The organism is Shinella sp. GW835-FHT14H05 (genome assembly GCF_058793575.1).
The window spans coordinates 687,755-700,632 of sequence record NZ_JBXAFY010000003.1; the positions used below are offsets into that span (position 1 = coordinate 687,755).

The window sequence follows — 12,878 nt, forward strand, 5'->3', positions numbered from 1 at the left end:
TCAATGCAGGCCGAAGAGGCGGAGCAATTCCTCGCGGTGGCGCACGAATTCCGGCGAACTGCGGTCGCGCGGGCGCGGCAGGTCGATTTCGATCAGCCGCGGCTCGGCGTTCTTCTCGCGCGGCAGGATGAGAATGCGGTCGGCAAGGTAGATCGCCTCCTCCAGATCGTGGGTGACGAGAATGGTCGTCACGTCCTCGTCGCGCCAGATGCGGGTCAATTCCTGCTGCATGCTGATCTTCGTCATGGCGTCGAGCGCGCCGAGCGGCTCGTCGAGCAGCAGGATTTCCGGCTGGACGGCAAGGGCCCGGGCAATGCCGACGCGCTGCGCCATGCCACCGGAAAGCTGGCGGGGATAGGCGTTCTCGAAGGATTGGAGACCGACGAGCTGAACATAGCGCCGCGCCCGGCTTCTCGCCTCCTGCCGGCTCACGCCGCGGGTATCGAGGCCGAAGGCAACGTTTTCGAGCACAGTCAGCCAGGGTAGCAGGCGGGGCTCCTGGAAGATGACGGCCCGTTCCGACCCGACGCCCTTGACCGCCCGGCCGTCGATCAGCACCTCGCCGCTATCGGCATCGTCCAGCCCGGCCAGAATGCGCAGCAGCGTCGTCTTGCCGGAGCCGCTGGCGCCGACGATGGCGAGGCTTTCGCCCGAGCGGACCTGCAAATTAACATCGGCCAGAACCGGCAGCGGTCGGCCATCAAGGGTGAAGGATTTCGAGAGGTGACGGATCGTCACCTCTCCGCGCAGCGTTGCGGGCGAAAGGCTCATGGTCGTGCCTCAGTTCGTGGCTGTGTCAGGCGAGTAGAGCACGTCCTTTGCCGCGAGCTGGCCTTCCTTCAGCTTGCCCTCGCGCACCAGAACGTCGATCCAGAACTGCACGTCGCGCTCGACCGGGAGACCGCCGGCACGCACGCCGTAACCGCGGAAATATTGTGCGATGTCCGGGTTTTCACCGCGTTCCTTCAAAGCCTTTGCAAAGACCTGGCGGGTTTCTTCCGGATGTTCGCGGGCATAGTCGAGCGCGCGGGCGGACTGTTCCACGAAGGTCTTTGCCGCTTCCGGATGCGCTTTCACGAAATCGCGGCTCAGCACGACGAAGCCGCCGGCGATCTCGCCGAGCACGTCCGTATCGTCGAAGATCGCGCGCAGGCCGCCGGTCTTCCGTGCCGCGCCCTCGAAGGTCGTCTGCCAGTAGCCGAAGGCGGAAATGTCGACCTGGCCGGAACGCAGCACCTGTTCCAGCTGCGGACCTGGCACGACGACCTGGTTGGCGCCGTCCGTCGGCAGGCCGACCGAATGCAGCGCCTCGCGGATCGTGTAGTCGAGATGGGCGCCGAGCGTGTTGACGGCAATGCTCTTACCGGCAATGTCCTTGATGTCCTTGATCGGGCTATCTTCCAGCACGTAGAAGATCGACTGGACCTCGTCGTTGATGCCGTTCGACGGGTAGGCCGCGACGAAGTCGTTGCCGCTGATGATCGCGTTGAGCACGGCGGAGGTCGCCGCGCTACCGATCTCCACGTCGCCGGAGGCGAGCGCGATCAACGAGGCCGGGCCGCCGGCCGCATAGCCGACATTCTCGATGGTGATGCCGGTTCCCTCGAAATAGCCGAGCTCGGCGGCGAGTTCATGGGCGGTCAGGCCGCCCTGGCTGGCGAGGTAGCGCAGGTTGACCTCTTCCGCCGAAGCGGCGCCGGCAAAGCCGAGAAGGAAGGCGGCGGAGAGGAGAAGTTTTCGCGAATGGAAGGTCATGGCGGTGTCCTTTGACAAAGAGGGTAAGGGATCAGGCGTTCGGCTGCGCCCAGCGGCAGAGCCTGCGCTGGAGGAGAACGAGCACTGCATTGGCAACGAGGCCGAGAAGCGCGAGCAGCAGGATCGCGGCAAACATCAGCGGGATCTGGAAGTTGTATTGGGCGTTCATCACCTGGAAGCCGATGCCCTTGTTGGCGCCGATCATCTCGGCAGCGATCAGCAGCAGCAGCGCCGTGGTGGCGGAGAGGCGCAGGCCGACGAAGATCGCGGGAACCGAGGCCGGCAGCACGACGCGGCGGAAGATCGTCAGGCGGCCGGCGCCATAGGTACGGGCCATTTCGACGAGTTTTGTATCGACCTCCTTCACGCCGCCGATCGTCGCCAGCAGGATCGGGAAGAGCGTCGCCCAGAAGATCACGAAGACTTTCGAGGTTTCACCCAGCCCGAGCAGCAGGATGAAGACCGGGTAGAGCGCGAGAGCGGAGGTCTGGCGGAAGAACTGGAGTAGTGGATCGAGCGCCTGTTCGACGATGCGCGCCTGGCCCATGACGAGACCGAGCGGGATGCCGATCACCACGGCGGCGGCAAAGGCGATGCCGGAGCGTTGGAGGCTGATGGCGATATCATCGAGCAGCGCGCCGCTTGCAAGGCTGTCCCACAGGGCGGAGAGGATCAGGTGCAGCGGCGGGAAAACGGAGGGATTGACCCAGCCTTGCGTGCTCGCAATCTGCCAGAGCGCGAGGAAGCCCAGCACGATGCCGTATCGGGCTAGGAGCGGCGACACGAACGCCTGCACCTGGCTGGCGAATCGCGGCGTGGCGCTGGGCCGCAGGCGAAAATCGGCGCCGAGCGTGGAGTTGACGTTTTCGTAGGACATGGACGCCTCCCTATTCGGCGGCCTGGGCGGCCGAACGCGCGCCGGCCCAGCGGTTGACGGGGAACGGCAGGCCGAGGTTTTCGCGCAGCGTCGTGCCCTCGTATTCCGTGCGGAACAGGCCGCGGCGCTGGAGCTCGGGGATGACCAGGTCGACGAAATCGTCGAGCGCGGTCGGAAGCCATGGCGGCAGGATGTTAAAGCCGTCGGCGGCCTCGTTCTCGAACCATTCCTGAAGCGTGTCAACAATGGTCTCCGGCGTGCCGACGATCGTGTAGTGGCCACGGGCAGACGCGATCCACTGGTAGAGCTGGCGGATGGTGAAATTGTTCTCGTCGGCGATCTGGCGGATCAGCGCCTGGCGGCTCTTCATGCCTTCGGTGGGCGGTGCGGGCGGCAGAGGACCGTCGAGATCGTAGCCGCGGAGATCCAGCGTGCCGCCGGTCAGGCCGTTGAGCAGGCCGACGCCGTCCTCCTCGACGATCAGCGCGGTCAGGCGATCGTATTTCTCGCGCGCCTCCGCCAGCGTGCGGCCGACGAAGGCGGAGACGCCGGGCATGATGAGTATATGGTCCGGGTTGCGGCCGAGGCCGCGGGCGCGCGCCTTGATGTTACGGTAGAATTCCTGCGCCGTCCCGATGTGCTGGTGGGCGGTGAAGATCACTTCCGCGGTGGCGGCGGCAAGCCCGCGGCCGTCGTCCGACTGGCCGGCCTGCACGATGACCGGATGGCCCTGCGGCGAGCGGGCGATGTTGAGCGGCCCGCGCACCTGGAAATGCTCACCGCGGTGTTCGCTCTCGTGCAGCTTCTCCTGGTCGTAGAAGACGCCGCTTTCCTTGTCGCGCAAGAAGGCGTCGTCCTCAAAGCTGTCCCAGAGCTTCTTGACCACGTCGACATGCTCGGCGGCGCGGCGATAGCGCGCGGCATGCGGAAGCTGGGTCTCGCGGTTGAAATTCTGGGCGGTCGGATCGCCGGTCGTGGTGACGACGTTCCAGCCGGCGCGGCCGCCCGAGATCAGGTCCAGCGAGGCGAATTTGCGCGCGGTGTTGTAGGGCTCTTCGTAGGTCGTGGAGGCCGTGGCGATGAAGCCGAGGTTCTTGGTGAAGGGTGCGAGCGCGGAAAACAGCGTCACCGGCTCAAAGCCTGCGATGCGGGCATTGCCGCCTTCACGGGCGCCGCCGAAGCCGATGGCGAGATTGTCGGCGAGGAAATAGGCGTCGAACAGGCCGCGTTCGGCGGTGAGCGCCAGCCGCTTGTGGAATTCGAAGCTGGTCGCCCCGTCGGCCGGCTGGTCCGGATGCCGCCAGGAGGCGACGTGCTGGCCGCCGCCGGGAAGAAATGCGCCAAGCCTGATCTTGCGTGTCATCTCGTTTCCTTTCACTTCATTTCGAAGGGCCATTTCAGGCCACAGGTTCGCGGTCCCGCCCGCGGCGGGTCATGGCAGTAGTGATTTCTGGTTGGGTGGCCGGCTCAGCCCTTAGCGGGACACGGCATGATAGCGTCCGTCCTGGTAGAGCAGCGAATGGCCGTTGCCGATGCGGATCGCCAGCACCTTGCCGATGACGATGATATGGCTGTGCCGCTCGATCGCTTCTTCCACGACGCAATCGATCGCCGCCACCGCATCGACGAGCAACGGCGCGCCGCTGACGGCGGTGGTCCACTCGCCGCCGCGGTAGCGCTCGGCGCCGCGCAGCCCGCCGCGGCCGGCGAACTGGTTGGCGAGCGCCTCGTGCTCGGCGCCGACGATATTGATGCCGAGATGGCCGAAGCGTTCGACGACGGGCCAGGTGGAGGAGGAGCGGTTGAGGGAGACGAGCATGCGGGCCGGCTCGACGGAAAGCGCCGTCGCCGAGGTGACGGTGGCGCCGGTGCGGGCCTCGCCCTCGCCCGCCGTGATGATGCTGACGCCGCCGCCCAGCGTGCGCAGCGCTGCCTTCAGGTGGTCGGCATCGGCCGGATGATCTATCACCGGCGTATCGCGTATGGTGAAAAGAGTATTGTCGGCATGCACATTCATCGTGTCCGCTCCGCTTGAGACCCCGGATGTCCATAGAGATAACAAAGGTCAACGCGGCGGTGCAGGCACGGCTTTCTGAAATATACTAATTTTATAGAAAATATGCACGCCGCCCAGCCGGCGGCGCGCCCTGTTGTGTTCACCGCGCGCGCCGGGCCGCGAGCGCCGTTATCTCCACGCGCATGCCGGGATCGGCGAGTGCTGCGACGCCGACGGCGCAGCGGACGGGATAGGGTTTCTTGAAATAGGAGCAGTAGACCTCGTTGAAGGCCGGGCGCTCCGCGATGTCTGTCAGATAGATCGTCAGGTGGATGACGTCGGCAAGGCTGCTGCCGGCCTTTTCCAGCGAGTTCTTCAGGCTCTCCAGCGTGGCGATGCTCTGCGTGCGGATATCGCCGGTCTCCAGCGAGCCATCGGCGCGCAGCGGGATATGCGTGGTTGCGAGCAGGTTGCCGACACCGGCGACATCGGAGGAAATTTCCTCCTCGTCGGTATCCTCGATGAAAAAGGGTGCGTCGTTTTCAGCCATGGGCGTTTCTCCTTCGATGCTTCTTGTCTAACTCACCACACAGTGCCGCGCGCTGCGACGTCCTCCACGCGGGTGACGACGCCGTTGCGGTGGAAGACCATGCGGTCGAAAAGGTTGCTGACGACGCAGGTATGGTTGGGCACGATTTGCACCACGCTGCCGATGGCGGGAAAGTTTTTCCTGCAATCGCCGATGTCGATAACGGCATGTTCTTCCGAGAGCGAGACGATACGCGCGCCCTCGTAGCCCTCGATTTCGCCGAAATCGCTGAAGCCGAGCAGGTCGGAGGTCAGCGCCTTGGAGCCGGCATCGAGTACCGCCCGGTCTTCCGCCGGGCGCGAGACGACGGTGGCGAGGATATGCATGGCGAGATCGCCGCGCGTGCAATGGCCGGCACGCACCATGCTGCGGTCGTTATAGACATAGGTTCCGGCGCGGTGCTCCGTGGCCGAGGGCACGAGATGGGCCTTCCACAGGTCCGGCGAGCCGCCGCTGGAACGCACCGGGCAGTCGATGCTCTTTGCGGCGAGCAGCGCCATGGTCGAGGCCATGAAGGCTTCCACCGCCGTCGCGCCGCCCGGTGCTGGATAGGTGAGGATGCCGCCGAAGCGCAGAGCGGGAGCAGCGGCGATGCGCGCCGCAAGCTCCGCCGCTGCTTCGGGTGTCTGCACGCCGCAGCGCCGGCCGCCCGTATCGCATTCGACGAGCACGGTCAGCGGGCGGCCGGCATCGAAGGCGGCGGCGAGGCCGTCGACGGTCGTCACGCTGTCGGCCACGACGCTGAGGCGCGCCACACGCTCGTGCAGAGCGCGCAGTCGCGCCAGCTTCGCCGCGCCGAGAATGTTGTAGGTGATCAGGATATTTTCGAAGCCGGCATCGGCGAAAACCTCCGCCTCGCTGATCTTCTGGCAGTTGATGCCGACGGCGCCGGCCGCGCGCTGCGCCTCGGCCACCGCGACGATCTTGTGCGTCTTGATATGTGGGCGGAAGGCCTTGCCGTGCTCGTCGAAATAGGCCTGCGCGAGGCGGATGTTGGCGGCGAGCCGGTCCTCGTCGATCACAGGCATGGGGGTGAGGATCTGTTCAAGTGGCGTGCCGATGTCGGGCCAGGGAGACGTCATGGAAAACCTTCCGGTCTTGGCGCCTGCGGCGCGTGTTGTTGCTCGTCCCCAGAGTATAAGGCGGTTCAGGCCTTGCGTTCCTGGAGGATGTTTCCGCCGTCCACCACGAGCACGGCGCCGTTGATATAGCTCGCCTTCGGCGAGGCGAGGAAGGCGACGGCCGCGGCGACCTCGTCCGGCCGGCCGGCGCGCCCGCAGGGGGTGGCGCGTGCGGCGCGGCGTTCGTCATCGGTCGAGGCGCCAGTCTCGATCCAGCCGGGCGCAACGGCATTGACGGTGACACCGTGTGGGCCGGCTTCGAGCGCCAGCGCATGCGTCAGCCCCACCATCCCGGCCTTCGCGGCGGAATAGGCCGTCTCGCCCGGATTGGCGACATAGGGTCCGGTCACCGAGGCAACGTTGACGATCCGGCCGTAGCCGTCAGCCAGCATATCCGGCAGGTAGAGGCGGGTCGCGAGGAAGGTGGTCTTGAGGCTCACCGAGATGCCGCGGTCCCAATCCCTCTCCTCCAGTTCGACGAAGGTCCGCTGGAGCGCCGGCTCCGAAACGCTGCCCATGCCGGCATTGTTGACGAGCACCCCGGCCGGCCCCGTCACCTGGCGGAGTTTTTCGACCTCGGCCTTCACCGTCAGGTCGCAGATATAGCCCGTCGCGGAAAAACCTTCGCCGCGCAGCGCCTCCGCGCGGGCAAAAATGCGCTCGCTCGTCGCGACGAGGTGCACGGCAAAGCCCTCTTCCGCGAGGCTTCGTGCGCAGGCGAAGCCGATGCCGTCTTCGGCGCCCGCGCCCGTGATGATCGCCGTCCTGCGCTGCATCCGCCCCTCCTCAGTAACCGGCCGTCACGCCGAAATCGATGGACAGCGCTGCGCCGGTGATGGGCGCCGCGTCCGGCTCGCAGAGATAGGCGACCATGCGGGCGATCTCTTCCGGCCGTATGAACCGCGCCGCTGCCCCTTGCGGATAGTTGGAAAGCAGCTTCGCCTTGTAACCATCCGGATCGCCGCCGCCGTAGCGCTCCGCCTGGAACTCGATCATCGGCGTCGCGACGTCGCCCGGGCAGACGGTGTTGACGCGGATCTGGCGGGGCGCGAGTTCGAGCGCCAGGGCCTTGGTGAGCAGCACGAGCCCGCCCTTGGAGGCGCAGTAGATCGATGCGCCATTGTTGCCGACGAGGCCGGCATCGGACGCGATGTTGACGATCGAGGCGCCGGGGCCGAGATGCGGAATGGCAGCCTGGATCAGGAAGAACGCGCCCTTGAGGTTGACGTCCATGACGATGTCCCAGTCGTCTTCCGTCATCGTCCCGGCCTCGCCCTCCCGCCAGACGCCTGCGGCGTTGACGACCACGTCGAGACGGCCCCGCCAGCCCAGCACCGCCTCGACGGCGGCGGCACAGGAGGCGATCTTGCGCATGTCGAGCGGTACTGGAAGCACGTCGCGTCCCTCGGCGCGCAGCTTTTCCGCCGCCGCCGTCAGGCGTTCGCCGGCGAGGTCTGCGATGGCGACCGCGTAGCCGGCGGCCGAAAGCCGCGCGGCGATCGCCGCCCCCATGCCGCCGGCCCCGCCGGCAATAAGCGCTGTTCGGGTCTGGTCGGTCATGCCTGCCTCTGCGTCAATGGGATGCCGAGCAAGATGAACGGGCCGGGGTGATAGTCAACAGCAGAAGTCTAGAGTTGGTGCAACACGAAGGGTTTTCCCTCGATCGTCTCCACGCGCATGGGGAAGCCGAAGACGGTTTCCAGTCTGTCCGGCGTCAGGATGGCGGCCGGCGCGCCGTCCGCGACGATGCGGCCCGCCTTCATGGCGATGATGCGGTCCGCGTGCGCGCTCGCCTGGTTGATGTCGTGCAGCACGATGACGATGGTCTTGCCCTTCTCATCGGCGACTTTGCGCAGCGAACGCATCAGTTCGCGGGCATAATACATGTCGAGATTGTTCAGGGGTTCGTCGAGCAGCAGGTAATCCGTCCCCTGCGCGAAAACCATGGCGACGAGCGCGCGCTGGCGCTGGCCGCCGGAAAGCGTCTCGATGAAACGGTCGGCGAGATCGGTTAGGTCGAACTGGGCGATGGCCGCGTCGATGATGGCATGGTCCGCTTCGGTTAGGCGCCCGCGGCCATGCGGGAAACGGCCGAAGCCGACGAGTTCGCGCACCTTGAGCCGGCTTGCGACCGCCGTGTCCTGCCGCAGGATGGCGATTACCTTGGCAAGTTCGCGGCCGGGTGTCGTGTTCACCGGCAGGCCGTCGATCTCGATTGCGCCCGCCTGGAGCGGATGCAGCCGGGCGACGAGCGAGAGCAGCGTGGATTTGCCGGCGCCGTTCGGGCCGATCAGCGCCACGACACCGCCCTTCGGGATCGTCAGGGTGATATCGGTGAGGATCGGCGTCGCCCGGTGCTTGAAGGAGACGTTTTCGATGCGGATCATTTGCGGCTCCCGAGGACCAGCAGCAGGAGGAAGACGAGCCCGCCGACGAACTCGATGACGACGCCCAGCGCCGTCGCATTGCCAAGCACATGCTGGAATAGCGTTTGCCCGCCGACGAGCACGATGATGCCGGCAAAGGCGGCGGCCGGCAGCAGCAGGCCGTGCCGGCGGCTGTCGACGATGCGTTCGGCAAGGGCGGCGACCAGCAGGCCGAAGAAGGCGACCGGCCCGACCAGCGCGGTGGAGACGGCGACGAGGGCTGCGACGACGAGCAGCAGCCCGGTCACCGTTCCGGCCCAGCCGACGCCGAGGCCGGTCGCGGTATCCGGCCCGAGCGATATCACGTCGAGCACATGGCGCGCGCGCCAGGCGATGATGGCGGCGATGACGGTCACGATGGCGGCGAAGACCAGCAGGTCGGTGCGCACGGCGTTGAAATTGGCAAAACTTGCCGATTGCGCCACGGCGAATTCGTTAGGGTCGATGAGGCGGGCGAGCAGGGAATGGAGGCTGCGGAACAGCACGCCGAAGACGACGCCCGCGAGCAGCATCAGGCCCATGTCGAGGCGGCTTTTCAACATGGGCAGCAGCAATGCGGCGGCGAGCGCCATCAGCAGAACAACCTCCATGCCGAATTTCAGCTGCGGATCGAGCGCCACGTAGCCGACGCCGCCAAGCAGGAAGACCATCAGCATCTGGCCGAAAAGGTAGAGCGCATCGAGCCCCATGATCGAGGGCGTCAGGATGCGGTTGCCGGTGACGGTCTGGAAGATCACCGTCGAAATGGCGATCGCCACGCCGACCTGTACGAGGGCCGCGAGTTTCAGCAGGCGCAGTTCCAGCACGAAGGCGATGTTGCCCCTGAGCCCGATCGCCAGGAATGCGACTGCGGCGAGGAGGGCCGCGACGCCAAGGCCGAGAAGACGACGCTCACCCATGCGCGCGTCCCCGGAAGATGAGCCAGAGGAAGACTGCGCCGCCGACCACGCCCATCACCGTGCCGACCGGGATTTCGTAAGGGTAGCGGATGAGGCGGCCGGCAATGTCGCAGGCGAGCACCAGCCCCGCGCCCCCGGCCGCGACCCAGCCCAGCGTGCCGCGCACATTGTCGCCCATCAGCCGCGAGACGATGTTGGGCACGGCCAGTCCGACGAAGGGGATCATGCCGACGACGGTGACGGCGAGCGCCGTGATGACGGAGACGATGACGAGGCCGATCTGCATCATGCGGGCATAATCGATGCCGAGCCCTATGCTCGCCTCGCGCCCGAGCGCCATTATCGTCAAGCGGTCGGCGACGAACCAGGCGAATGCGACCATGAGCGCGGCGATCCAGAGAAGTTCGTAGCGCCCGCGCAGCACGCCGGAAAAGTCGCCATTGGTCCAGACGGAGAGGAATTGCAGGAGGTCGGCCTGCCAGGCGGCGAAGGTGACCGCGGCGCCGATGACGCCGCCATAGACGATGCCGAACAGCGGCACGAGATAGGGCTGCGCCGGCGGCAGGCGATGGGCGGTGGCGAGGAAGACCGACGTGCCGACAAGCGCCGCGCCGCTGGCAACGAGCGTCTTTTCCCAGAGGGCGGCGGCGGGGAAGAGAAGCGTGACGAGGAGGATGCCGAGCTCCGCGCTCTGGGCCGTGCCGGCGGTGGCCGGCTCGACGAAGCGGTTGCGCGACAGCGTCTGCATGATCAGCCCGGCGATCGCCAGCCCGGCGCCGCACAGCACGGCTGCGAGCGTGCGCGGCAGGCGGCTGACGACGAGAAGCTGGAGCGCTTCCGGATCGCTCAGCACTCTGTTCAGCGGCAAGGGGCTGACGCCGACGGCAAGGCTCAGCACGAAAAGCATCGCGAGCCCGAGGCCCGCGATCGTTCCGTTTGGCAGACGCGGTTTTGCGGCGGCAGCAGTCATGTCGCGGTTTGAGACGCATCCTGCCGCCGCCAGTCGAGCGGCTGAAGTTCTTCGCGGAAGGCGAAACGCAGGAGATGCGATTCGATGACGTGCTGCGTCTGGGCAAGGCCCTCCTCGTCCTCGGATGTCGCGACCAGGCGAAGCCCCTTTTCATCCGCATCGAGAAGGCTGGTGCCGCAGGAGAACTGGCATTCGCCATGGGTTTCCGAATAGGAAACCGTGATCTTGTGCGCAAAATGTTTGCAGAGCTGCACCAGGTATTTGGAGCCGCTGGCGGTTTCCAGATAGGCGGCGGATTCGAGCATGGCCTTCCCTTTCATCCCTGGACGGCGGCCGGAACCTGCGCCCCGCCCCGTCAAAAACATAACGTCTTTACTCATGTTTTCCCGACGAGGGAAGCCGGCCATTTTTCATTGAGGTAAACTTGACTATGCAAATCAAGTTAAGCTATTTCTCATGCAGAAGCAGTCGCCGGCATGAGCACGGCCGATGGAATTTGAAAGGGTGGCAATGGCGGCGGCGCTTGGCGATGCCGAAGATCGTGGGTGTTTCGTGCGCCGGTCTCCGCGCCGCGGCGGCGTTTTGCTTTTCTGTAGAAGGACCGCGCCGTGACGGAGGGAGATGCCACCTCGCTGCTCTATGCGACCCACCGCCCTGCCCTCGTTCGCTACGCGACGCGAATCCTCGGCTCTCGGGAGGCGGCGGAGGATATCGTGCAGGATGCCTTCCTGCGATTCTCGCCGGCCAATGCCTATGGCGCCTCGGCCAGCCAGACGCTCGCCTATCTCTACCGCATCGTGCGCAACCTGTGCCTCGACCTCATCAAGCGGCGCAAGATCGAGATGCGGGAGCGTGACACGGAGCCGCCGTTCTGGTCCATGCCGCGCGCCATCGAGACGCCGGAGGAGACGGTGCTGCTGTCCGACGAGGTGCGCATGATCACCGAGGTGCTCGACGGCTTCCCGCTGGATGTGCGCGTGGCGGTCGAAATGCACCGGTTTGGCGGTTACACGCTGGAGGAGGTCGCGGCCCATCTTGGCATCTCGGTCGCCACCGCCCACCGCCATGTGCGTGCCGCACTGGTGGAGATCACGCTCAAGCTCGGCAGCGCCTCGTGACGGGCAGGCGCCCGCCGTGAAAAAAAATCGCGCGCAAATCGTCCCTACGCAGCAATTCGATATTCGGCTAGAACCGTGCACGGCACGGAGCGCCGGGGCATAGGGTATATCTTGATTCAGGACGACAGCGAAAAGCGCCGCGCGGTGGAAGAGGCCATGGACTGGCTGCTGCGGCTGAAGGCCGACCCCGATTGTCCGCAAACCCTGCGCGAACACGGGGAATGGCTGGCGCGCACCGAGACCAACCGCTCCGCCTGGCGCGCCGCGCTCGCGACCTGGGAGGCGCTCGGCGAGGTGAAGCCGCGCCATGCCGACCTGTGGCCGGCCCGCCCGGCACCCGCCCTGCCCCGCCGCAGCCGGCGCATGTGGGCCACCGGCGCGGTGTTCGCGCTCGCCGCCGCCCTCCTGCTGGTGCTGGCCGCACCTGCCCTGATGATCTGGCTGCAGGCCGATTTCCGCACCGGCACCGGCGAAAGCCGGGTGGTGAAGCTCGCCGATGGCAGCGCGGTCAACCTTTCCGCCGACAGCGCCATCGATGTCGACCTGACGCCGCAGGGCCGCCATGTGCGCCTTCTCTCCGGCCAGGCCTTCTTCGACGTGGCGCATGACGGCAAGCGCCCCTTCACCGTCGATGCCGGCAATGCCAAGGTCGTCGTGCTCGGCACGGCCTTCGACGTCGCGCTCGACGATGCGGCGACGACGGTGCAGCTCGCCCGCGGCGTGGTCGGCATTTCCGGCGAGGGCGCGGCACGCGGGGTTGCCGAAATGGCGCCGGGCGACATGGCAACTGTCGATGGCGAGACGGGCCTGATCACCCACGCCACCGTGCCGCTCGAAGAAATCGGCGCTTGGCGCAACGGCCTGCTCTTCGTCAACGACGTCACCGTCGACAGCGTCGTCGCGAGGCTGCGGCGTTATCATCCGGCCTGGATCAGCGTGCCCGACCGCGCGCTCGGCCGCCAGCGCGTCACCGGGCTTTATGACCTGCGCGACCCGGATCGCGCGCTCGTCGCCCTCGTCCAGCCGCTTGGCGGTAAGGTTCGCTCGGTCTCCGCCTATGCCCGCATCGTCACGCGTTTCTGATGATCCCTAAAACTTTTCGGAAAAAATCAGGAAAATTGCAGAGG

Annotated in this window: 15 protein-coding genes; 2 read left to right on the top strand and 13 right to left on the bottom strand. The window is 66.2% G+C overall.

Annotation, left to right across the window (positions count from 1 at the left end; all coding sequences use genetic code 11):
- The 13 genes from AC1Q6Z_RS14400 to AC1Q6Z_RS14460 form a co-directional block, all read right to left on the bottom strand.
- The gene (locus AC1Q6Z_RS14400) at nucleotides 1–771 is read right to left on the bottom strand and encodes an ABC transporter ATP-binding protein (protein ID WP_492648313.1); all 771 of its coding nucleotides are present in this window, start codon (nucleotides 769–771) and stop codon (nucleotides 1–3) included.
- Nucleotides 772–780: 9 nt separating this feature from the next.
- Nucleotides 781–1,755 carry an ABC transporter substrate-binding protein gene (locus AC1Q6Z_RS14405; RefSeq protein ID WP_492648314.1) on the bottom strand — a complete coding sequence of 325 codons (975 nt, stop codon included), beginning with the start codon at nucleotides 1,753–1,755 and terminating at the stop codon, nucleotides 781–783.
- Between the two features lie 31 nt (nucleotides 1,756–1,786).
- Nucleotides 1,787–2,632, bottom strand: coding sequence for an ABC transporter permease (locus AC1Q6Z_RS14410; protein ID WP_492648315.1), 846 nt, complete (start codon nucleotides 2,630–2,632; stop codon nucleotides 1,787–1,789).
- 10 nt (nucleotides 2,633–2,642) lie between these two features.
- Nucleotides 2,643–3,995 (bottom strand): LLM class flavin-dependent oxidoreductase, encoded by a 1,353-nt coding sequence (locus AC1Q6Z_RS14415; RefSeq protein WP_492648316.1) that lies wholly within the window; start codon nucleotides 3,993–3,995, stop codon nucleotides 2,643–2,645.
- Between the two features lie 111 nt (nucleotides 3,996–4,106).
- Nucleotides 4,107–4,649 (bottom strand): flavin reductase family protein, encoded by a 543-nt coding sequence (locus tag AC1Q6Z_RS14420; protein ID WP_492648317.1) that lies wholly within the window; start codon nucleotides 4,647–4,649, stop codon nucleotides 4,107–4,109.
- Nucleotides 4,650–4,788: 139 nt separating this feature from the next.
- Nucleotides 4,789–5,178, bottom strand: coding sequence for a RidA family protein (locus AC1Q6Z_RS14425; protein WP_492648318.1), 390 nt, complete (start codon nucleotides 5,176–5,178; stop codon nucleotides 4,789–4,791).
- A gap of 32 nt (nucleotides 5,179–5,210) precedes the next feature.
- A complete protein-coding gene (locus tag AC1Q6Z_RS14430; protein WP_492648319.1) occupies nucleotides 5,211–6,299 on the bottom strand; it encodes a D-TA family PLP-dependent enzyme in 1,089 nt (362 codons plus the stop codon).
- Between the two features lie 65 nt (nucleotides 6,300–6,364).
- Complete coding sequence (locus AC1Q6Z_RS14435) at nucleotides 6,365–7,114, bottom strand: SDR family NAD(P)-dependent oxidoreductase (protein ID WP_492648320.1); 750 nt, start codon at nucleotides 7,112–7,114, stop codon at nucleotides 6,365–6,367.
- Between the two features lie 10 nt (nucleotides 7,115–7,124).
- On the bottom strand, nucleotides 7,125–7,898 hold the full coding sequence (locus AC1Q6Z_RS14440) for an SDR family NAD(P)-dependent oxidoreductase (RefSeq protein WP_492648321.1): 774 nt from the start codon (nucleotides 7,896–7,898) through the stop codon (nucleotides 7,125–7,127).
- Between the two features lie 68 nt (nucleotides 7,899–7,966).
- Nucleotides 7,967–8,725, bottom strand: coding sequence for an iron ABC transporter ATP-binding protein (locus AC1Q6Z_RS14445; RefSeq protein ID WP_492648322.1), 759 nt, complete (start codon nucleotides 8,723–8,725; stop codon nucleotides 7,967–7,969).
- Nucleotides 8,722–9,663, bottom strand: a complete 942-nt coding sequence (locus tag AC1Q6Z_RS14450) for an iron chelate uptake ABC transporter family permease subunit (RefSeq protein WP_492648323.1) — start codon at nucleotides 9,661–9,663, stop codon at nucleotides 8,722–8,724. Before AC1Q6Z_RS14450 ends, AC1Q6Z_RS14445 begins: the two co-directional genes overlap by 4 nt.
- Entirely contained in the window at nucleotides 9,656–10,633 is a 978-nt protein-coding gene (locus AC1Q6Z_RS14455) for an ABC transporter permease (protein ID WP_492648324.1), read from the bottom strand. The genes AC1Q6Z_RS14450 and AC1Q6Z_RS14455 overlap by 8 nt, the downstream gene beginning before the upstream one ends.
- A complete protein-coding gene (locus AC1Q6Z_RS14460) occupies nucleotides 10,630–10,938 on the bottom strand; it encodes a DUF2218 domain-containing protein (RefSeq protein ID WP_492648325.1) in 309 nt (102 codons plus the stop codon). The genes AC1Q6Z_RS14455 and AC1Q6Z_RS14460 overlap by 4 nt, the downstream gene beginning before the upstream one ends.
- A gap of 303 nt (nucleotides 10,939–11,241) precedes the next feature.
- Here AC1Q6Z_RS14460 and AC1Q6Z_RS14465 point away from each other — a divergent pair, with 303 nt between their 5' ends.
- Together AC1Q6Z_RS14465 and AC1Q6Z_RS14470 are read left to right on the top strand one after the other, a co-directional pair.
- Nucleotides 11,242–11,751 (top strand): RNA polymerase sigma factor, encoded by a 510-nt coding sequence (locus AC1Q6Z_RS14465; protein ID WP_256116943.1) that lies wholly within the window; start codon nucleotides 11,242–11,244, stop codon nucleotides 11,749–11,751.
- Between the two features lie 111 nt (nucleotides 11,752–11,862).
- Nucleotides 11,863–12,834, top strand: a complete 972-nt coding sequence (locus AC1Q6Z_RS14470) for a FecR family protein (RefSeq protein ID WP_492648326.1) — start codon at nucleotides 11,863–11,865, stop codon at nucleotides 12,832–12,834.
- Nucleotides 12,835–12,878 lie beyond the last annotated feature (44 nt).

Coding starts and splice junctions, on each gene's coding strand:
- AC1Q6Z_RS14445 (WP_492648322.1), bottom strand. CDS start 8,725: ATGATCCGCATCGAAAACGTCTCCTTCAAGCACCGGGCGACGCCGATC.
- AC1Q6Z_RS14455 (WP_492648324.1), bottom strand. CDS start 10,633: ATGACTGCTGCCGCCGCAAAACCGCGTCTGCCAAACGGAACGATCGCG.
- AC1Q6Z_RS14405 (WP_492648314.1), bottom strand. CDS start 1,755: ATGACCTTCCATTCGCGAAAACTTCTCCTCTCCGCCGCCTTCCTTCTC.
- AC1Q6Z_RS14400 (WP_492648313.1), bottom strand. CDS start 771: ATGAGCCTTTCGCCCGCAACGCTGCGCGGAGAGGTGACGATCCGTCAC.
- AC1Q6Z_RS14425 (WP_492648318.1), bottom strand. CDS start 5,178: ATGGCTGAAAACGACGCACCCTTTTTCATCGAGGATACCGACGAGGAG.
- AC1Q6Z_RS14440 (WP_492648321.1), bottom strand. CDS start 7,898: ATGACCGACCAGACCCGAACAGCGCTTATTGCCGGCGGGGCCGGCGGC.
- AC1Q6Z_RS14460 (WP_492648325.1), bottom strand. CDS start 10,938: ATGCTCGAATCCGCCGCCTATCTGGAAACCGCCAGCGGCTCCAAATAC.
- AC1Q6Z_RS14415 (WP_492648316.1), bottom strand. CDS start 3,995: ATGACACGCAAGATCAGGCTTGGCGCATTTCTTCCCGGCGGCGGCCAG.
- AC1Q6Z_RS14420 (WP_492648317.1), bottom strand. CDS start 4,649: ATGAATGTGCATGCCGACAATACTCTTTTCACCATACGCGATACGCCG.
- AC1Q6Z_RS14410 (WP_492648315.1), bottom strand. CDS start 2,632: ATGTCCTACGAAAACGTCAACTCCACGCTCGGCGCCGATTTTCGCCTG.
- AC1Q6Z_RS14435 (WP_492648320.1), bottom strand. CDS start 7,114: ATGCAGCGCAGGACGGCGATCATCACGGGCGCGGGCGCCGAAGACGGC.
- AC1Q6Z_RS14430 (WP_492648319.1), bottom strand. CDS start 6,299: ATGACGTCTCCCTGGCCCGACATCGGCACGCCACTTGAACAGATCCTC.
- AC1Q6Z_RS14450 (WP_492648323.1), bottom strand. CDS start 9,663: ATGGGTGAGCGTCGTCTTCTCGGCCTTGGCGTCGCGGCCCTCCTCGCC.